Origin of the sequence: Vibrio splendidus (genome assembly GCF_003345295.1) — a bacterium.
GTDB classification, from domain to species: Bacteria; Pseudomonadota; Gammaproteobacteria; order Enterobacterales; family Vibrionaceae; genus Vibrio; species Vibrio splendidus_K.
Genome location: NZ_CP031055.1, coordinates 1,900,466 through 1,920,437, shown reverse-complemented (window position 1 = coordinate 1,920,437; position 19,972 = coordinate 1,900,466). Strand labels below are relative to the sequence as shown.

Below are 19,972 nucleotides of genomic sequence, written 5' to 3'. Positions count from 1 at the left end.
GCTACAGTTCTTAAGCTTAAAGCTTAATCCAACGTTTCGAATACTAAAAAACCTGCTAACTTAGCAGGTTTTTTTTCGTCTTGAACATGGTGCAGTTCAAATCATGTGGAAGTGCTTACCAAGTAGAAACGATTAACCAGGTAGAAGTGCTTCACTAGCTAGGGTGACTAGCTATGGACTACGATTAGTATTAGGTTACTTTCAAATGATTAGAAAAATTATCACCCTTCGCCATGCGGTCATACAAAATAACATTGACCGCGGCAGCAAGGTTCATGCAGCCATTGGTCGGAACGTAGATGGTTTCACGACAGAAATCCGTGATCTCTTTTTTCAGAGTCCCATCTTCAGGGCCGAAGATATAAAAAGCACGAGGTGGGTGCTTATAATCAGGCAGAGGCTTAGCGCCTTCTATCAAATCAACCGCGATTGGTACGCAGCCAACTGGAATAATGTCTTTCAGGTCTTCAACACCAATTAATGGTAGCTCAAGGTGCTTTTCTTTGGTGTCGGTATGAAACTGTCGAGCGTGGTCATAACGGGTGCCCGTATAAAATACAGAGTTTGCTCCGTAGCAACCAGCCGCTCGCATTACTGAGCCAACATTTTCAGGTGTTTTGGGGTTTACTAATCCAACACAGGCGTAGCCTTTGGATAGGGTATCTGTTTTTGCTTTGGTCATAATTTTGTAGAGTTGCAGTTTGGTAAAGTGATGAGGCTATGAAGTCGTAAAAAAATCAGCTCAATACTCTGAGCTGATTTAAGAAGAGCCTAGTCGCGTTTCCACAAGATGTGACAGAACTTGTGTTCAGGGTCACGGCTGATCAGCAGACGAGCGAATACGTCATCTAAGACATCATCAGCTTCATTTACAAGACCAATGCGTACTTCAGCGTAGATCTCTTTGTCGACTTCAAAGCCAACATGTTCAACCCAATCGTCACCAGTTTCAACGAGCTCTGCAGCGCCACGATCTTCAAACTGAGCCGTGAATAGGATCACGTCTGCTGGTTCAAGGTTATCAGGAGCCATCTCTAGAAAGATGTCGTATGCAGTGTCAATTGCGTCGTCGTAAGACATTAGGTCGTTAGCTTCGGTCATAATAAATATCTTAGCTTGCGCGGTTCATGTATTTACGTTCAGCTGTGTTCACAACAACTTTGTCGCCAGTTGCAATGTACTCAGGAACTTGAACAGTAAGGCCTGTAGACAGACGGGCTGGCTTAGTACGAGCTGAAGCAGATGCACCTTTGATTGAAGGGTCTGTTTCTTCGATTACTAGCTCAACTGAAGTTGGTAGTTCAAGAGTCGCCGCAGTACCGTCGATAAGAATCGCGTACATACCTTGCGTATCTTCGTTGATGAACAGCAGTTCGTCTTCGATCATTTCACCGTTGAAGATGAACTGTGAGTAATCTTCGTTATCCATGAAGATGTACTCGTTGCCGTCAACGTAAGAGAACATCACTGCACGCTTAGTTACGTCGATAGTTTCAACGATTTCGTCAGCCTTGTGGCGAACTTCTGTTTTAACGCCAGTTGCTACATCGTGACCACGGAAGCGGTAAATCTTTTGACCGCCACGGCCACCTGGTGTTGTCACTTCGATATCTTTTACTAGTACTGTTTTGCCATCAACGTTGATCGCAAAACCTTTTTTAATCTCACTTGCTCTAGGCATTTTGTGTTTGTCCTTATTGGGTCTATCCGGTGATTATATCTCGTAGACGCTATAAATAGGAATAGCTTGAATCATAAAGTCACCTAAGCGATCATAGAGAGACAGTTAAATCATTATTTTATTTACCGAAACGACCTATGCAGCTACCTGTTATTGACCCAACACAGCCATTTCAACCTGAATTCCAACCTGTGGTTAACGATCTGATTACCTTTTTAAAAGGTGGGTTAGGATCCAATCTACACAGTGTCTATGTTTATGGCAGTGTGGCACGCAAACAAGCCGTCGTCGGTCGCTCGAATCTAGATGTGGTTGTGGTTACCCATCGTCCTTTCCCAGATCAACGAACCACGCTGCTGAATACCATCAAATGGCGTTTTCAAAAGAGCTTCCCGCAGGTCACTCAAGTGGCGATTAAAACTACCTTGGTGAGCGAGATCGTTGATTTCGACAACATATTCACGTGGGGCTTTATGCTCAAGCATTTAGCTGTGTGCGTGCATGGTGAAGATTTATCGGATTGTTATGGTGATTTTGAAACAAGTTGGGAAATCGCTAAGCACTGGAATATGGATGCGGAAAACTGGTTAGCGGTGTATCGCAATAAGATCGCCCGAGCAACAACGCCAGAACAACAAGTTGCAGCACAGGTGATCATTGCTAAAAAGCTACTGCGAGCGAGTTACTCTTTGGTGATGTATCGTGACAAATATTGGTTCGATGACCCAATAGAGTGTGGTCAACAGTTCTTGAAGTATCACCCAGATAAAGACGTCGAAATCCAAAGGTTAGGCATTTTACTTTCTGGTAGACCGATTCCTAAACGTTCGGTGATAGGGATTCTTGATGGCTTTGGCGAGTGGCTGGTTAAGCAGTATCAGAAAACTGAGTTTCGAATCGGGTAGGGGTTCGTAAGCTATCCATTGATATGAAAAAGCAGAGCGAGTTATGAACTCCTCTGCTTTTTTCGTGTTGATGCCTGGCTCGAGTTTTAATAGATACCTCGAGTCTAATGTCGCCTAGAAAAGAGGGTTCAATCTAGAACAGACCTAGCTGCTGCCCGCTGACTCGTTCAAAATCTAAACCGATGAAGGGCAAGATAGCTTCTGCAACCGGTTTGATTTGTTTGTCGATGTAATGCTGATAATCGATACCACTCTTCAAGTACTCCTTTGGCTCAGGGCCACTCAGTGTAATCAAATATTCAATACGCCCTTTGTTTTGGTATTGAAGCGGGCGACCAAGTTTGGCATTTATCTCATCGGCCAGACGAGCTGCGCGAACCTGTGGCGGAATGTTTTTTTGATACTCGTGTAGTTTGCGGCGCAAACGCTTCTGGTACACCAGTAAATCATCGTGTTTACCAGCAGCGGTTTCATCGACAAACTGTCTGACATAGTCCGTTGGATCTTGGTCGTGAAACACCATCTCATACAGGGTTTGTTGGAATTGTTGCGCGAGAGGTGTCCAATCGGTTCGCGCACTTTCAAGCCCTTTAAAGATGATCTTCTCTTGGTCGCCTTGATTGATCAAGCCTGCATAGCGTTTCTTCGAGCCGGTTTCTGAACCTCTAATGGTCGGCATTAGAAACTTGCGATAGTGAGTTTCGTATTCCAGTTCGAGTATTGAGGTTAGGTTGTAGGTTTCTTTTAAGTGATTTGTCCACCAATCGTTGATGTAAGCGACCAGTGCGTTCCCGATCTCATCTGCTTTTTGTTGATCGTAACTGCCGTTTAGCGATACGAAGGTTGAATCGGTATCTCCGTAAATTACTTGATAACCTTTATCCTCGATTAGAACCTTGGTTTGCTTCATGATCTCGTGCCCACGCATAGTGATCGATGAGGCCAAACGGGTATCGAAGAAGCGACAGCCAGAAGAGCCAAGCACACCATAGAAGGAGTTCATGATGATCTTAATCGCTTGAGAGAACGCTTTTTCGTTGTTCTTCTTTGCAACGTCACGTGCTGCCCACAGGTTTTCGATCATCTCTGGTAGAAAGTGCTTAGAGCGGTGGAACTGACCGCCACGAAACCCTGCCACTGCTTGGTCTTCTTCAGAGCCTAACTCTAACTTTAACCCTTCAATTAACCCCATCGGGTCAATTAAGAAAGAGCGAATGATCGATGGGTAAAGGCTCTTAAAATCGAGTACCAAAACCGAGTCGTATAGGTTAGGAATGGAATCCATCACGTAGCCACCGGGGCTGGCAATCCAGTTCTCGGGCTCTAAATTAGGCGCGACGTAACCTGCTCGGTGTATTTGAGGCATGTATAAATTAGTAAAAGCCGCAACAGAGCCACCAACACGATCCAGCTCGACACCGGTTAATCGAGAGCGCTCAATCGCGAAATCGAGTAGGTGAGTGTGTTCGAAGATGCGATTTACTAGCACGCAGTCTTGAAGGTTGTACTTGGCAAGCGAAGGCTTATCGAACTTAAACATCCGGTTTATCTCATCCATGCGGTCGTGAACGTTATGGATGTCTTTACCTTCGCCGAGTAGCTCTTGAGATACCGATTCAAGAGACCAAGAGCGGAAGTGGTAGGTCGCTGTCTTGAGCATGTCAATGCCATCCAACACAACGCGGCCTGGGATAGTGATAAAGCCTTGCTGGTTTTGTGCAGAACTACGGAAAAAGCTTGGTTGATTGTCTCTACCAATATTGAGCTTGACTTCGTTCCATTCTGAACGTTTGTGCAGCAGCCTAAAATCGAAATCAATGACATTCCATCCGATGATGATGTCGGGGTCAAATTCAGAAAACCATCTAATCATCGCCTCGAGTAGAGCTTTCTCATTAGGGACCCATTGGACGTTTGTGTCAGCCTCTTGTGGTTCGCCGACCATGATGACTCGGCTGTCCATCGGGCTGTCTAAGCCAATGGAATAAAGCACGCCTTTTTCTGAGCATTCAATATCAAGTGAAACCACAGATAAACTGGGTAAGTAATCGCCCGCTCTGCATTTTGCATTGGAGACTCTAAGATGCTGACTTTTTTGCACGGCAGTCCCAGTGAACTCAATGCTGCCTTTGATAAAGCGTTCCATTAGATATCGATCGGCGAGTCGAATATCGCTTTCAAAGGTCTGAATCTCTTCGCTGTGAAAGGCTTGTGCTAAACCAAAGCTACTTCTCGACAGTGAGGTGTAACATGCGGCGAGAGGAGTTTGATCGAATGTGGCTAGTTCTAGAGACTTGAATTGGCAATCGATCGACTCTTTCGCTGCGATAGCCTGACATTCTTCAACATCAGATTGAGCGACGAAAAATACAGGTTTTTCATTTTGAATCGTCAGCAGAGTTGGGCCTTGAGGAGAGCTTAACCACAAATCAATTTGGGTACGCCCTGAAAAGTCTCTCGCTTGTCTTGTGAGTACAAAGCCTTGCTGAATATCCAATGTAGTAACCTATTGAAATTGGGAATCGAATACTACCATCTAGCGGCTCTCTGCGCACAATAGGCAACCAAAATACTAACTAAATTCTAGTTAACAGAGGCAAATAACGGGACTCAATAAGCAAATAAGTGAAATTGTCGCGAATGGCTATTCAATGGTATTGAAAATATCTTTATCTTGTGTAATTTTATTGGGTGTTGTTTTAACTGGTTGATTTTTAGAAAAAGCTTGTTGTTTTAGTTAGCTTATTTGTTAATAAGTACTTGCTAAAGTTCGTGTTTCAGCACATATTCAACAGAGCTTTTTTTTAGTAATTAAGTTAAGATGTACTCAATGCTGCGATCCACTGTTCCTTTGTTCAATTGTTTCAAACAGATGAAATGACACAGTGGTTGCAGAGCCAATTAATAGTGTGGAGATACAAGTTTGATAAATGTTTTCCTTGTAGATGATCACGAGCTGGTTCGCACAGGGATACGACGTATTATTGAAGACGTCCGTGGAATGAACGTAGCAGGGGAAGCTGAAAGCGGTGAAGATGCTGCAAAATGGTGTCGTACTAATAATACTGACGTTATTTTGATGGATATGAATATGCCTGGTATTGGTGGCTTAGAAGCAACCAAGAAAATCTTGCGTTTCAACCCTGATGTTAAAATCATCGTTTTAACTGTTCATACGGAAAATCCGTTTCCAACTAAAGTGATGCAAGCTGGAGCTGCTGGTTACCTTACTAAAGGGGCAGGTCCGGATGAAATGGTAAATGCAATTCGAGTGGTTAATAGTGGCCAAAGATACATTTCACCAGAAATTGCGCAGCAGATGGCTTTGAGCCAATTCTCGCCTGCGTCTGAAAATCCATTCGCAGACTTATCTGAGCGTGAACTTCAAATCATGATGATGATTACCAAAGGTCAGAAAGTGACGGATATTTCAGAACAACTCAATCTAAGTCCTAAAACAGTCAACAGTTACCGCTACCGTTTGTTCAGCAAATTGGATATCAGTGGCGATGTAGAGCTGACGCATTTAGCGATTAGACATGGAATGTTAGACACTGAGACCCTTTAACACTGAGATCGTATAGTGACCAACTTGTTTGACTCGGTGTCATTTCTCAAGACAGTAACAGAACAGCCCGGCGTTTATCGTATGTATAACGCCGAGGCTGTTGTTATCTACGTCGGTAAAGCAAAGAACCTCAAAAAACGCCTTTCCAGTTATTTCCGTAAAAAAGTCGACAGTGAAAAAACGCGCGCTTTAGTCAGCAATATCGACAAAATCGATGTCACTGTAACGCATACAGAAACAGAAGCTCTTATCCTTGAGCACAACTACATCAAGCAGTACCTACCGAAATACAACGTACTTCTGCGTGATGATAAGTCGTATCCCTATATTTTTATTAGCGGTCACAAACATCCTCGTTTGTCGATGCATCGTGGTGCTAAGAAGAAAAAGGGAGAGTACTTTGGTCCTTATCCTGATTCCGGCGCTGTGCGTGAGACGTTGCACCTAATACAGAAAATCTTTCCTGCTCGTCAGTGTGAAGATACGGTTTATGCCAACAGAACGCGCCCGTGTTTGATGTATCAGATTGGTCGTTGTGCTGCGCCTTGTGTTAGCTCAATTATCTCTGATGAAGAGTACAGCGAGCTTATCGACTACGTTCGTTTATTCCTCCAAGGGAAAGACAAGCTAGTTCTTGAGACACTCATCGACAAAATGGACAAGGCAAGCCGAGAGCTTCGTTTTGAGCAAGCCGCTGCTTTCCGCGATCAAATTCAAGCGATTCGACGTGTACAAGAACAGCAATACGTATCTGACGATTCTATGGAAGATATGGACGTCCTCGGATTTGCCCAAGAGAATGGTGTTGCTTGTATCCATATCTTGATGATCCGCCAAGGCAAAGTTTTGGGTAGTCGAAGTCATTTCCCTAAAATTCCTAACAATACGGTACGAGAAGAGGTCTTTTCGAGCTTTTTAAGCCAATATTATTTGGCGCATAATGAAGCAAGAACCATCCCAACGCGTTTAATTCTTAATGCCGACTTGATGGAAGATGTCACACCGATTCAAGAAGCTTTGTGTGAAGTTGCCGGTCGTAAGATTCACTTCAATACCAATCCTTCTGGTACTCGTGGTCGTTACCTTAAGTTGTCGAATACCAACGCACTGACGGCCATTACTACCAAGATTAATCATAAGATGACCATCAATCAGCGCTTCAAAGAGCTTCAAGAAGTGTTGTCGATGGATGCAATTAAGCGCATGGAATGTTTCGATATCAGTCATACCATGGGTGAAAGTACGATAGCGTCTTGTGTGGTGTTCAATCAGGAAGGCCCTGTTAAGCCGGAATACCGTCGTTACAACATCACCGGTATTACTGGAGGTGATGATTACGCGGCGATGGCTCAGGCCCTTGAGAAACGGTATTCCAAACAACTTGATGTCGATAAGATCCCAGACATCATCTTTATCGACGGTGGTAAGGGGCAACTGAATCGCGCTCACGAGATTGTTTCTCAATATTGGGGTGATTGGCCATTCCGACCAAGAATGATGGGTATCGCGAAAGGTGTGACCCGTAAGCCGGGTTTAGAAACTTTAGTGACTCTTGAAGGTGAGGAATTTAACTTACCAAGCGATGCACCAGCGTTGCACCTTATCCAACATATCCGTGATGAAAGTCATAATCACGCGATAGCAGGGCACAGAGCGAAACGTGGTAAAACTCGCCGAACCAGTGCTTTGGAAGGAATTGAAGGGGTAGGACCGAAACGTCGTCAATCTTTGTTGAAATATATGGGTGGCTTACAAGAACTTAAGCGTGCAACTGTCGAAGAAATAGCCAAAGTGCCGGGCATTAGTCATTCTTTGGCAGAAAACATTTATCAAGCATTGAAACAATAGTAAAAATCCCGCACCATTAAAGCGCAATTGATAAGAGCCTAATAATATGCGTTTGAATATACCTAACATTTTGTCCTTACTGAGACTATTTTTAATCCCAGTATTCGTTGTTGTTTTTTACCTACCTTATGAATGGGCTCCTTTTGCTGCTGCAATGGTGTTTTGGGTAGCGGGTTTTACTGACTGGCTAGATGGCATGCTGGCTCGTAAGCTCGGGCAAACGTCTCGCTTCGGTGCCTTTATTGACCCTGTAGCGGATAAAGTGCTGGTTGCGACGGCTCTTATCTTGATGACTGAGCATTACCATTCGATTTGGATCACTATTCCAGCGGTGACCATGATTGCTCGTGAGATTATCATTTCAGCGCTTCGAGAATGGATGGCTGAAATCGGTAAACGTGCAAGCGTTGCGGTATCTTGGGTCGGTAAAGTCAAAACCGTTTCTCAGATGTTCGCTCTTTGGGTACTTATCTGGAGATACGACGATTGGATGGTATGGGTAGGTTACATTGCACTCTATGTTGCAACCGTTCTTACTTACTGGTCAATGGCGCAATACTTGATGGCCGCCAAAGATGATTTGTTAGACGAAAAACACCATTGATGAAGAAGCGAGCTGAGGCTCGCTTTTTTGATCTTTAACCTAAGGTTAAGTTATCAATAGTGGATATCTAATGTGATATAGATCTCCTTTGAATAGCCTGTCCACAAAGTGCTTTGCACACAAAGTCAGCTATTTAGCCTGTTTCGTATGAAATCTATTCAAACGAATTAAAAATACAAAAATAATATTGACTCAAACGCTCGAATCCGTAGAATGCATCCCGTACCCAAGAGGATGGCAATAAGCGATTCGATTGGAGTTACTAAGGCGCCTTGGCAGAGTGGCTATGCAGCGGATTGCAAATCCGTGGACCTCGGTTCGACTCCGGGAGGCGCCTCCATTATCTCTTTCTTTTTAGAAAGAAGAATAATGAAAATGCGATACTAGCTCAGTTGGTAGAGCGCAACCTTGCCAAGGTTGAGGTCATCGGTTCGAACCCGATGTATCGCTCCAAAATTTGTAATGTTGATTGGCTTCGACATTAAGATGGTGTTTTACTTTTCAGTAATCGGCATCGCAATAAAGAATTGCGTGCCCTGGTGGTGGAATTGGTAGACACAAGGGATTTAAAATCCCTCGGCGTTCGCGCTGTGCCGGTTCAAGTCCGGCCCGGGGCACCATCTATTAAAGTCTACGTCTTAACGGATGTAGCAAATGCGATACTAGCTCAGTTGGTAGAGCGCAACCTTGCCAAGGTTGAGGTCATCGGTTCGAACCCGATGTATCGCTCCAAATTAAAAAGCCCGAACAGAAATGTTCGGGCTTTTTGGTTTCTGCCGTGCAACATTTTATTACCCCACATTTTTCCTGTTTGACTCCCGTGGCTAGACGGTCGATAAAATACTCAAATTCTCATACCTTTAACTTCGTTTTAAAAGCGAGATTCCCTATGAACTCGTTCCTCGTACTAGGGTATGACGAAAGGGTGCTGAGATCTCAAAGCCTCACTAGCAACGTTTGTATACCCGTGTGTCATCCTCGGACGTGAGGAACAAGCGAACCGGGGATCTCCTTAACTAAAAAATAAGTTGACGATATTTTCGGCAATTTTTGAATCACTGCTGCTATTTACCAAGCTATTATTGAAAACTATTGATCGTTCATTTCACTTTATGTTACTTTCCCGCGCAATCTCGGAATGATCAATGTTCAAAAAGAACAGCGATAGCTTCTGGGGGATACGCGTAGTGACCATTCTTGCTGATTGGGACATTACGTAGGGTAGGTATCGGCTAATCCTTTAGCTGATAGACGGGATACTTATGGCGCAATTCGCCATGCTAATGGGAAACCCAACATTGAATACACTAATAACAACATTGCTAATCAGCTCTGCATTTCCAAAAGGGCCAGTTCTTCATAGCTGTCCGATACTGCAAAAATGTCCAATTCTTCAAAACAGTAGCATTACTGAACCTTGAGCTAGCGCTAACTAATTTTTGCTGTCCTAAGACGGCCTAATTTCGTATTCGTCATTTGACTTATACGAGCGTACAGCTATATCTCATTTCTAGACAATACGCGTGTTTCACTATGAATTCTCTCTAAATCAATAGAGGGATGGTGTGCAATTGCGTCTGATGGAGGTGAGTATGAACACATTCAAGGGGATTTTTATGACTACCGCCTTTGAAGTCGATATTAATACTATCGCAAATTCATTTTCAACTATGGTTCCTATCGTTGAGGGAACTTACGACCTAACCCCCGACGCTATTTTGCTTGAGCAAGAACAGCATGAATCGGATGTTCGTTCATACCCAAGACGCCTACCTATTGCTATAAAAAGAGCATGTGGTGTTTTAGTTGAAGATACTCGTGGCCAACTCTTTCTCGATTGCTTAGCCGGTGCCGGTACACTTTCTTTGGGTTACAACCACCCTGAAATCAACCAAGCACTTAAAGACCAACTCGATTCAGGTTTGCCATACCAAACACTTGATATTACGACTCAAGCAAAAGAGACGTTTATCAAGCGAGTTAAAGCTTTTCTCCCTCAAGATTTTTCAACTAACTCGGTTCTTCAATTTTGTGGCCCGTCTGGCGCTGATGCTGTGGAAGCGGCTATCAAGCTAGCCAAGCAAACAACAGGTCGCAACACCATGTTCGCTTTCCGTGGTGCTTACCATGGCATGACGAACGGCACCATGGGCATGATGGGTAACCTTGGCACTAAAGAGCGTCGTAGCGGCTTAATGTCTGACGTACATTTCATGCCTTTCCCATACAACCTTCGTTGCCCGTTTGGCATTGGTGGTGAAGCAGGTGCCAACGCAAGCATTCGTTACATCGAACGTATGTTGAATGATGACGAATCTGGCATCATGAAACCAGCTGCGATGATCGTTGAGCCTGTACAAGGTGAGGGCGGTGTGATTCCAGCTCCTGCATCTTGGCTACAAGGCTTGCGTCGCATCTGTGATGAACACGGCATCCTACTGATCTTTGATGAAATTCAGTGTGGTGTAGGTAAAACTGGTCATCGCTTTGCGTTTGAAGAGTCAGGCGTTAATCCTGATATCTTGTGCTTGTCTAAAGCGATTGGTGGTGGACTGCCTATGTCGTTGCTTGTATTCGATAAGAGCATCGATACTTGGAAAGCGGGTGAGCACACTGGCACATTCCGTGGTAATCAGTTGGCAATGGTATCTGGCGCTAAAGCGTTGGAAATCATCGAGCGAGATGGCTTAGTTGAGCACGCAAACATTGCTGGCCAATACTTACGTCATGGGCTCGAGAAGATTCAATCTCGTGTGAGTTGTATTGCTGAAGTTCGTGGTAAAGGCTTGATGCTTGGCGCTGAGATCAAGCAACCAAATGGTGAGCTTAACAAGTTTGGCGAGCCGCAATCAGACGGCGAACTGACCCTAGCGATTCAACGAGCGGCGTTAGAACGCGGCTTGATGGTCGAAAAGGGTGGTCGTGATGGTTCGGTAATTCGTTTCCTTCCACCTATGATTATCTCTTTTGAGCAGATCGACTTTGCATTGCGCGTCATGGAAGAAGCGATCATCGCAGCGGGTGGTGGTTTACGACAAGACCAAACACAAAGCGAAGAATCAAATCAGGAATGGAACAAGCATTTTATCCAGACGGGTTTAGGCGGTAGCGACGAATTTGCTAGCGTGATGAACCAAACTACTCAAGCGATGAAAGCGGTTTTTGAACAGGTTGAAACCCCTTATTCGGGTTTAGATCCAAAAATGCTAGAAGCAGCTATCAACGCTGTCGATCTCGATAACAACCAACACGCTTTGGTTGATGTTGTGGACAGCACGGCTGACTTAGTCGCAGCGAACTCTATCTTTGTACAGCACCCAGACTGTATTGCACACCTTCACACGCCTCCTCTTATGGCTTCTGTTGCTGCGGAATCGATTATTGCGGCGTTGAATCAATCGATGGATTCATGGGACCAAGCATCTGCAGCGACTTATGTTGAGCAGCGTGTGGTGGATTGGATGTGTGACAAATACCAACTTGGCGCACAAGCTGACGGTGTTTTCACCAGCGGCGGCACGCAAAGTAACCTAATGGGCTTGTTACTAGCAAGAGACTGGGTTGCCGATAAGCACGATGGCCACTCAATCCAAAAGTTAGGTTTGCCAGAGTACGCGAGCAAACTGCGTATCTTATGTTCAAAGAAATCTCACTTCACGGTTCAAAAATCGGCCTCTTTAATGGGTTTAGGCGAAGCGGCAGTGTGTTGTGTTGACACCAATGCAAACGGCACTATCAAGCCAGACTTGCTAGACGCAGAAGTGAAAGCGCTTAAAGCTCAAGGGTTGATTCCTTTTGCTGTTGTCGGTACCGCGGGTACAACCGATCACGGTGCTATTGATGACCTGGAAGCGATAGCTGACATCGCCAACCAACAAGATCTTTGGTTCCATGTCGACAGTGCTTACGGTGGTGCGCTTATCTTAAGTAGTCATAAAGCTCGCCTGAAAGGCATCGAAAAAGCGGACTCAGTGAGCGTTGATTTCCACAAGTTGTTCTTCCAAACAATCAGCTGTGGTGCTGTGCTTCTCAAAGACAAAGCGAACTTTAAGTACCTGCTGCATCACGCAGATTACTTGAATCGTGAGCACGATGAGCTGCCAAATCTAGTCGATAAGTCTATCGCTACCACCAAGCGTTTCGATGCACTGAAAGTCTTCATGACTATGCAAAGCGTTGGGCCAAAGCAACTGGGTGATATGTACGATCACCTTCTAGAGCAGACGCTTGAGGTTGCCGATCTGATTCAGAAGCATGATGATTTTGAACTGCTTGCTGAGCCGTCTCTTTCGACTGTGCTGTTCCGTTCGGTTCCTAGTAATGGACAGTCAGCAAACGGTGTTCTTGATTTAGACAAACTGAATCAGACGTTAAGACTGGAGGCGTTGACTCGTGGCGCTGCCGTGCTTGGCGAAACGGTCGTTGATGGTAAAAGTGCGCTGAAATTCACTATCTTGAATCCGTGCTTAACGACATCAGATTTCAAATCTCTAATTAACAAAATTCAAACTTTAGCTATTGAGCTAGCAGAACAACAAGGGTAATTAAAACTATGGCTATTCTACAAATTGGTGCAGGCGGCGTCGGTTGGGTTGTTGCACATAAAGCAGCACAAAATAACGAAGTACTGGGTGATATCACGATCGCTTCTCGCACAATCGCGAAGTGTGAAAAAATCATCGAATCTATCAAGGGTAAAAACAACCTTAAAGATTCAACTAAGAAACTAGAAGCACGTTCAGTAGACGCTGACGATGTTGATGCGCTTGTTGCTTTGATTAAAGAAGTTAAGCCAGATCTAGTTATCAACGCTGGTCCTCCTTGGGTAAACATGGCGATCATGGAAGCGTGTTACCAATCTAAAGTCTCTTACCTAGATACATCGGTAGCGGTTGACCTATGTTCTGAAGGTCAACAAGTACCACAAGCTTACGATTGGCAGTGGGGCTACCGTGAGAAGTTCGCTGAAGCGGGCATCACAGGTATTCTTGGCGCGGGTTTCGATCCAGGTGTGGTATCAATCTTTGCAGCGTACGCGGTTAAGCACTTGTTCGATGAGATTGACTCAATTGACGTGATGGACGTGAATGCTGGCGATCACGGCAAGAAGTTTGCGACAAACTTTGACCCAGAAACCAACATGCTTGAGATCCAAGGCGATTCTTTCTACTGGGAAAATGAAGAGTGGAAACAAGTACCTTGTCACTCTCGTATGCTTGAGTTTGAATTCCCTAACTGTGGCTCTCACAAGGTGTACTCAATGGCACACGATGAAGTGCGTTCAATGAAAGAGTTCATCCCAGCTAAGCGTATCGAATTTTGGATGGGCTTTGGTGATGCATACCTGAACTACTTCAACTGCATGCGTGACATCGGTCTTCTTAGCCCTGATCCGCTAACGCTACATGACGGCACTGTGGTTCAGCCCTTACATGTTCTTAAAGCGCTGCTACCAGATCCAACATCTCTAGCTCCGGGTTACACAGGTTTAACGTGTATCGGTACTTGGGTTCAAGGTAAGAAAGACGGTAAAGAGCGTAGCGTATTCATCTACAATAACGCAGACCACGAAGTGGCTTACGAAGACGTAGAGCACCAAGCGATCTCTTACACAACAGGTGTTCCAGCAATTACCGCTGCACTTCAGTTCTTCCGTGGCGAATGGGCTGATAAAGGCGTGTTCAACATGGAACAGTTAAACCCAGACCCGTTCCTAGCAACAATGCCTGAAATCGGTCTAGATTGGCACGTTCAAGAGCTAGAGCCGACGCAAGGTCTGCCTCTGATCCATACTTTGAAGTAATTTCTGGTTCTTTGCCCTTGTCGTGTTATCCATCGTGCTGATTTACGTTCGTAAACTCCGCACGATGTCCTAGCGACAAGGTCAAAGCTCTGCGAATTCCATTCAAAGTCATATGATTGACGAGAACGTATAATTACAAGCCGATGCTGTTGCGTCGGCTTTGTTCGATTATCATGTGCCTTCGTGAACTCGAGGGCCGCAAGGTATTAACATGCAAAACAACGAACTAAAAACGCCTTATTTCATGATCAACGAAGAGAAGTTGATTGCGAATTTAGAGATAGCTAAACAGCTGAAAGAGATTTCAGGTGTGAAGTTGGTATTGGCACTCAAGTGTTTCTCGACATGGGGGGTGTTTGACATTATCAAACCTTATCTCGATGGCACGACAAGCTCTGGCCCATACGAAGTGAAGCTTGGCTACGAAACCTTTGGTGGTGAAACGCACGCTTACAGTGTGGGTTACAGCGAAGATGACGTGAGAGAAGTTGCGGATATCTGCGACAAGATGATCTTCAACTCTCAAAGCCAACTTGCTGCTTACCGTCATATTGTTGAAGGTAAAGCGTCGCTGGGTTTACGTCTAAATCCGGGCGTGAGCTACGCAGGACAAGACTTAGCAAACCCTGCGCGTCAATTCTCTCGTTTGGGTGTGCAAGCTGACCACATTAAGCCTGAGATCTTCGACGAGATTAATGGCGTGATGTTCCACATGAACTGCGAGAACAAAGACGTCGATGCCTTTATCGGTTTGCTTGATTCAATCTCAGAACAGTTTGGCGAGCACTTAGATAAGTTGGACTGGGTGAGCATGGGCGGTGGTGTGTTCTTCACATGGCCTGGCTATGACATCGAAAAACTTGGCCTTGCGCTGAAAGCCTTCTCTGAAAAGCACGGCGTGCAGATGTACCTTGAACCGGGTGAAGCGATCATTACTAAAACAACTGACTTGGTTGTGACAGTGGTTGATGTTGTTGAGAACGTGAAGAAAACAGCGATTGTCGATTCAGCTACAGAAGCACACCGACTTGATACGCTTATTTACAATGAGCCAGCATCGGTATTGGAAGCGTCTGAAAATGGCAGCCATGACTACGTGATTGGTTCGTGTTCATGTTTGGCTGGTGATCAGTTCTGCGAAGCTAGCTTTGACGAGCCACTTAAGATTGGTCAAAAGCTGCACCTGTTAGACAGTGCAGGTTACACCATGGTGAAACTGAACTGGTTCAATGGTCTAAAAATGCCATCAATCTATTGTGAGCGCAGCAGTGGCGAAATTCAAAAGTTGAATGAGTTTGGCTATGAAGACTTTAAACGCTCATTGTCACAATGGTCGGTTAAGTAACGGAATCATAGCGTTAGAACCATATTTAGGACGGTACAGAACAATAAAAAGAGCAGCCGATGAGCTGCTCTTTTTAATTTCTGCTCTTAAATTTCAATTACTTAAACTCTTTAACTAATCGAATTAGAGGGGAAGGGGCGTTACTTGGATCGGTTATGATTTCCAGTGCCTCTTCGAAATCGATGATCAAACCATCATAGGCTGTGTTAATTTTGTGTGCATCTGGAGTATTCGTCCAGTAAGGCTCATTGGTTGTCGTTGGGAAATGTGCAAGGTTAATGGCAGGTTTAGTACAGCTATACTCTACGATTGAACTGAGCTCTTTGATATTTGGCAAACGAAAGCCCGTTTGACCAGCAATCGTGGTCAGTTTTGTATCTTTAGTTGCATTAAGTGCATCTTGCCAGCTTTTGTACTTAAACGCGGTTCCATCACACGTATTTTTTACAGAATTATAGCTTTCACCTAAGTTGCATTTAGACCACAGCAAATTAGTGGTTACGTCCAGTAATGTGCCATCTTTACGGTCAATTAACCGCCCATCTTTAATAGATGCTGGCTGTGTCGTTACACACGTTTGTGCCAATGCGTTGCTGCACAGTAGGGCGGTCAGTGTCCCCAAACATATATGTAGTTTCATTAGTCTAAGCCTCCGCTCACAGCGACAATACCCGTTGAGCTTGAAATGTTTTTATTACAAAGCTCTAGCTCACCCGTAGTAGTATCAACGCATCGTGCGCTACCATTTTGTTTTACTGAGCTTGTCTTCGTAAAGATCTTGCTGCCTAGGTTAGGGAAGTAATCCACATGTCCTGATGGTTTGTTACCCACATTAAAGTTTATAAATGAACGAGCTTCAATGGGAGAGGGCAGGCGCCAATCCGTGATGCCGCAGATAGCATAACTATTTAGGGCATTAATATAGCTACTGGTATTACAGTAGCGATTACCAGGCTTGTCATTGGGATAAGCGCATTGAGAAGATATAGGCCCTTCGCTATATAGCAGGTCGTTAGGTGCCCCTGCATAACCGCCATTGGTGGTCGCATCAGAATCGTACCAAGTGTAGGTGTATGAAGCACTTCGCCAAGAGCTTGATTCAGTTCCCCAAGGGTAAGGGTTTGCGTTTGCATCTAGCTTGTGTTTTTTTACCCAATCTTCGATGACGTTTGTCGAAGGCAGCGATTGAGCGGCTTGCTTTGTTTCAATGTACAACCCTGTATGTTCGTCTTTTACACAACTCCAGCTAGAAGCTGTTGAAATTAACGGGTTACTATTCGCATCTCTTTTGGTATAGCGGAAGCCATACTCTCCATCAGCGTGTTCACTTCCATCTGTTTTATCTAAACCAAAATCAGCATCTTGATTAGGGTGCGAGGCTGGAGGAGTGACGCTGTCGTAAGCTGTGCCATCAAAATAGGTGACATAACCAGTATCATTGAAACTCTTCTGTCCGGGAATATAGAACGCGAGAGTGCTTTTACTTGAATCAATTGTAGCGTTACCAACGGAAGCTATTGTGTAGATTACCGATTCGCCACCTTCATCGAAGCTATCATCACGGGCAGAAAAAGTGATATTTGTTGAGACGCTCTCTGCTGGTAACTTGAGAGTTAACTCTGATATATCAACAGTAAAGTCCTCAGGAGCGGCAATACCAGTTTGAGTGAGAGTGAGAGTTACATCTTGAGAGGTGTAATGACTCAAAACAGCTCGTTGAATAATACTATCGCCCTCTACAACGGTACTTAAGTCATTACTAAAGCTAACTGTAGGTTGGGTATCGCTGTCATTGATGGTGACTACAGTTCGTTCGTTTGAAAGAATGTAGTTTGCACCGTTATCAGAACTAATAGAATAATGAAGAGTTTTGCTTCCTTCATACAGATTATTGTGCACAAGGTTTAATGGCAGATCTGCGTTTGTTGCTCCTGCCGCAATTTTGACGTTTTGGCTAGAGATAACATCGTAGTTCTTGAACGCACCACTGGAACGTGTCGTTACGTCACTGGTTGAGATCGTCAAGGTTAGATCTTGGCTTAAGGCTTCGGAAAGAGAAACGGTGATCGACTCTGTTTTTGACCCTGATTGTGGTTCAGAAAATGAAACACTATTAGGGAGGCTAACAGTAACCGGGGAAGAGGATGAACCAGTATTGGTTCCTGTCGTTGTTGTTCCACTGTCATTATTTTCATGGCCGCTTTTACAGCCGCTAAATAGTGTTGTGAGAAGGATTACTGAGATGGCATTGAGTTGCCAACTCGACCTTTTTCTTTCCATGTATCAACCTAAGCTACTAAATTATATAAGATATCTATGATAACAATAAATTCATATAAATGCTTGGTTTCATATGTATAGGTTATGTTTTTCTATCCTTTTTATTCGTATTTTTGTAAGTTATGTAAGTGAAGTGTATTTCTCATTAGTTAGCCTCCCAACAACGAATCCATTGTCGGGAGGGTAGGTAACTTAACTCTCAATCATCACACGAGTATCTTCACTGAGCGTTTCTAACTCGTTGACGACATCATCAATCAGAACTTCAATTGGCAGCTTAACGGCAATCTTGGAAGTAAATAGGCTTGAGCTAACGCCACCGCCGCCAGCGATGAAGACACGGTGGCAGTCCATATCGAGAATGCTGATCCCTTGTCTGTCTAATACATGTGTCACTTCGTTGACGATACCTGCTCTGTCGTTAGAGTCGAGCCTTAAGTGATGGATTGTATCTTGTGCGTTGTGAGTGTGGTCTGAATCAACAAACTGCACGATCAAGTCAGCATTGGCGCTGAAAGCCTCTTTCACAATCGATTCGTTGATGGCTGGAAGTTGAACCTTGAGTACGCCTGCGACCTGGTCTTCAATAAAATTAACTTTACTGATGAGCCATTTGCCGTCGTTTTCGTGAGTAACAGCAGCAAGTTGTTTGATTGTTGCTGGTGATGCTTTTCCGATAAAGTTTACGATAAATGTACTGTTCATATCAGCCCCCAAAGTTTCAATGATTCGTTACTAATTAAATGTTTGATATCACGCGATAAAGTTCTTTAATTTCAGTGTAGAAGGTTACATCGAACAATGTTTGACCTATGTCAATTTTTGAAACTAAGCTGTGATGTAAAAAAAGAGAATGAAGAGTAGGGCACAAAAAAAGCGGCTAGAGAGCCGCTTTTTAGAAGAGTTGTCGCTTTTATTAGGAATGCAGTAACTTGAAATTCATAGACTGAAAGACGATTTAGAACGTTACTTTAAAGTTCATACCAACAAATTGAGAATCGTATCGTGCGCCAGCATCGTAGGCGAATCGAGCTGCGTCTTGGTTATCCCACCAAGGGTTAGTATTCAGATTAACTTCCGCGTCACCACCCCATGCATCACTTACCCAGTAGTGGATATGGCCAACAGGGTTTAGGAAGAATAGAGACACATTACCCATGGTTTGAGAGCCCATCACTTCGCCACCTGAAGCAACGATGTCTTGTTCTGCTTCTAGCATCATTTCACCGACAACGGCACCAAAGAAAGGTGTGATGAAGAGATCTTGCCATGAAGGTACTTCAGCAAACGCTTCTACGCCGTATTCCCAGAAGAAAGTCGACATTGTCCAAGAGTACATGAAAGACTCAAACTCGTCATAACCAGCATGTCGAGCTGCCGTATAGTAAACACCACCGAAATACGGGTGCATCACGTAGTTTAGGAAGTGTTCGTCACGATCCCATACTGGGCCTTCGGAAACGTTATCTTTCCATTTTTTACCCAGTGCGCTGATATCACGTTGGTCATCATCCCACTTAGTGATACTTTCAGGTAAAAGAGTCATTAGACCAACGGTTGCGACACTTAGGCCAAGAATGGTGTAGGTTTGACCCATTAAGTAATCCCAATCTTTGCCATCGCTGACAGTAAGGTAGATTGGTTGCTTATCGATCGTTAGATCGTACTGATCACTTGATTCGCTTAGTGCATAGTTCTTGCTAGGCTTGTAGGTGTACAAGCTTTCATTAACACAGTAATCTTGAGCACATTCATCCGAGTAAGAAAGGTTGATTGGTTGGTCGAAGTCGTATTGGCTTGCAACCGAGTTAACTGACATTAGCATTGAAAATGCAGCAGTAACCTTCGTTAGTAACGGTGATTTGGCCACAAGGGTCTCCATGAGAAGTTAAGAATTGATCAGAGTCACAATTATCTATTAAATGCCTGATTTAGGGA

General features: G+C 44.3%; 15 protein-coding genes and 4 tRNA genes. 11 read left to right on the top strand and 8 right to left on the bottom strand.

From position 1 onward, the window contains the following. Window positions 1–190 precede the first annotated feature (190 nt). From DUN60_RS08385 to efpL, 3 genes are all read right to left on the bottom strand, one after another. Complete coding sequence (locus tag DUN60_RS08385) at window positions 191–682, bottom strand: RNA methyltransferase (RefSeq protein WP_004729783.1); 492 nt, start codon at window positions 680–682, stop codon at window positions 191–193. An 89-nt stretch (window positions 683–771) separates the two neighbouring features. After that, window positions 772–1,101, bottom strand: coding sequence for an HI1450 family dsDNA-mimic protein (locus DUN60_RS08380; RefSeq protein ID WP_004729782.1), 330 nt, complete (start codon window positions 1,099–1,101; stop codon window positions 772–774). Window positions 1,102–1,111: 10 nt separating this feature from the next. Beyond that, window positions 1,112–1,681, bottom strand: a complete 570-nt coding sequence (gene efpL, locus DUN60_RS08375; protein WP_114633732.1) for an elongation factor P-like protein EfpL — start codon at window positions 1,679–1,681, stop codon at window positions 1,112–1,114. A gap of 137 nt (window positions 1,682–1,818) precedes the next feature. Between efpL and DUN60_RS08370 the strand changes: the two genes are divergently transcribed. After that, window positions 1,819–2,586, top strand: coding sequence for a nucleotidyltransferase family protein (locus tag DUN60_RS08370; RefSeq protein ID WP_004729780.1), 768 nt, complete (start codon window positions 1,819–1,821; stop codon window positions 2,584–2,586). A 133-nt stretch (window positions 2,587–2,719) separates the two neighbouring features. On the opposite strand, the gene DUN60_RS08365 is transcribed toward DUN60_RS08370, so the two are convergent. Then, window positions 2,720–5,083 carry a DNA polymerase II gene (locus DUN60_RS08365; RefSeq protein ID WP_017080969.1) on the bottom strand — a complete coding sequence of 788 codons (2,364 nt, stop codon included), beginning with the start codon at window positions 5,081–5,083 and terminating at the stop codon, window positions 2,720–2,722. A 426-nt stretch (window positions 5,084–5,509) separates the two neighbouring features. Here DUN60_RS08365 and uvrY point away from each other — a divergent pair, with 426 nt between their 5' ends. From uvrY to nspC, 10 genes are all read left to right on the top strand, one after another. Continuing rightward, on the top strand, window positions 5,510–6,154 hold the full coding sequence (gene uvrY, locus DUN60_RS08360; protein WP_004729778.1) for a UvrY/SirA/GacA family response regulator transcription factor: 645 nt from the start codon (window positions 5,510–5,512) through the stop codon (window positions 6,152–6,154). A gap of 15 nt (window positions 6,155–6,169) precedes the next feature. Further along, a complete protein-coding gene (gene uvrC, locus DUN60_RS08355) occupies window positions 6,170–8,002 on the top strand; it encodes an excinuclease ABC subunit UvrC (protein WP_102343902.1) in 1,833 nt (610 codons plus the stop codon). Between the two features lie 46 nt (window positions 8,003–8,048). Continuing rightward, the gene (gene pgsA, locus DUN60_RS08350; protein ID WP_102434829.1) at window positions 8,049–8,606 is read left to right on the top strand and encodes a CDP-diacylglycerol--glycerol-3-phosphate 3-phosphatidyltransferase; all 558 of its coding nucleotides are present in this window, start codon (window positions 8,049–8,051) and stop codon (window positions 8,604–8,606) included. Between the two features lie 266 nt (window positions 8,607–8,872). Next, window positions 8,873–8,946: transfer RNA gene (locus DUN60_RS08345), tRNA-Cys, on the top strand. Window positions 8,947–8,983: 37 nt separating this feature from the next. Next, a tRNA-Gly gene (locus DUN60_RS08340) sits at window positions 8,984–9,059 on the top strand. Between the two features lie 80 nt (window positions 9,060–9,139). Beyond that, window positions 9,140–9,226, top strand: a tRNA-Leu gene (locus DUN60_RS08335). A 36-nt stretch (window positions 9,227–9,262) separates the two neighbouring features. After that, a tRNA-Gly gene (locus DUN60_RS08330) sits at window positions 9,263–9,338 on the top strand. Window positions 9,339–10,198: 860 nt separating this feature from the next. Beyond that, window positions 10,199–13,150 (top strand): pyridoxal phosphate-dependent class III aminotransferase, encoded by a 2,952-nt coding sequence (locus DUN60_RS08325; RefSeq protein ID WP_208638338.1) that lies wholly within the window; start codon window positions 10,199–10,201, stop codon window positions 13,148–13,150. Window positions 13,151–13,158: 8 nt separating this feature from the next. Further along, the gene (locus DUN60_RS08320) at window positions 13,159–14,409 is read left to right on the top strand and encodes a carboxynorspermidine synthase (protein ID WP_102445385.1); all 1,251 of its coding nucleotides are present in this window, start codon (window positions 13,159–13,161) and stop codon (window positions 14,407–14,409) included. A gap of 211 nt (window positions 14,410–14,620) precedes the next feature. Beyond that, on the top strand, window positions 14,621–15,754 hold the full coding sequence (nspC, locus tag DUN60_RS08315) for a carboxynorspermidine decarboxylase (RefSeq protein ID WP_114633731.1): 1,134 nt from the start codon (window positions 14,621–14,623) through the stop codon (window positions 15,752–15,754). A gap of 97 nt (window positions 15,755–15,851) precedes the next feature. On the opposite strand, the gene DUN60_RS08310 is transcribed toward nspC, so the two are convergent. The 4 genes from DUN60_RS08310 to DUN60_RS08295 form a co-directional block, all read right to left on the bottom strand. Then, on the bottom strand, window positions 15,852–16,394 hold the full coding sequence (locus DUN60_RS08310; RefSeq protein ID WP_114633730.1) for an Lcl C-terminal domain-containing protein: 543 nt from the start codon (window positions 16,392–16,394) through the stop codon (window positions 15,852–15,854). Continuing rightward, window positions 16,394–18,034, bottom strand: a complete 1,641-nt coding sequence (locus tag DUN60_RS08305) for an Lcl domain-containing protein (protein WP_114633729.1) — start codon at window positions 18,032–18,034, stop codon at window positions 16,394–16,396. Before DUN60_RS08305 ends, DUN60_RS08310 begins: the two co-directional genes overlap by 1 nt. Before the next feature lie 192 nt (window positions 18,035–18,226). Continuing rightward, window positions 18,227–18,739, bottom strand: a complete 513-nt coding sequence (locus DUN60_RS08300; RefSeq protein ID WP_065204842.1) for a glycine cleavage system transcriptional repressor — start codon at window positions 18,737–18,739, stop codon at window positions 18,227–18,229. Between the two features lie 253 nt (window positions 18,740–18,992). After that, complete coding sequence (locus DUN60_RS08295; RefSeq protein ID WP_054547348.1) at window positions 18,993–19,904, bottom strand: DUF3943 domain-containing protein; 912 nt, start codon at window positions 19,902–19,904, stop codon at window positions 18,993–18,995. Window positions 19,905–19,972: the final 68 nt, after the last annotated feature.

Coding starts and splice junctions, on each gene's coding strand:
- DUN60_RS08385 (WP_004729783.1), bottom strand. CDS start 682: ATGACCAAAGCAAAAACAGATACCCTATCCAAAGGCTACGCCTGTGTT.
- DUN60_RS08380 (WP_004729782.1), bottom strand. CDS start 1,101: ATGACCGAAGCTAACGACCTAATGTCTTACGACGACGCAATTGACACT.
- efpL (WP_114633732.1), bottom strand. CDS start 1,681: ATGCCTAGAGCAAGTGAGATTAAAAAAGGTTTTGCGATCAACGTTGAT.
- DUN60_RS08370 (WP_004729780.1), top strand. CDS start 1,819: ATGCAGCTACCTGTTATTGACCCAACACAGCCATTTCAACCTGAATTC.
- pgsA (WP_102434829.1), top strand. CDS start 8,049: ATGCGTTTGAATATACCTAACATTTTGTCCTTACTGAGACTATTTTTA.
- DUN60_RS08325 (WP_208638338.1), top strand. CDS start 10,199: ATGAACACATTCAAGGGGATTTTTATGACTACCGCCTTTGAAGTCGAT.
- DUN60_RS08320 (WP_102445385.1), top strand. CDS start 13,159: ATGGCTATTCTACAAATTGGTGCAGGCGGCGTCGGTTGGGTTGTTGCA.
- nspC (WP_114633731.1), top strand. CDS start 14,621: ATGCAAAACAACGAACTAAAAACGCCTTATTTCATGATCAACGAAGAG.
- DUN60_RS08310 (WP_114633730.1), bottom strand. CDS start 16,394: ATGAAACTACATATATGTTTGGGGACACTGACCGCCCTACTGTGCAGC.
- DUN60_RS08305 (WP_114633729.1), bottom strand. CDS start 18,034: ATGGAAAGAAAAAGGTCGAGTTGGCAACTCAATGCCATCTCAGTAATC.
- DUN60_RS08300 (WP_065204842.1), bottom strand. CDS start 18,739: ATGAACAGTACATTTATCGTAAACTTTATCGGAAAAGCATCACCAGCA.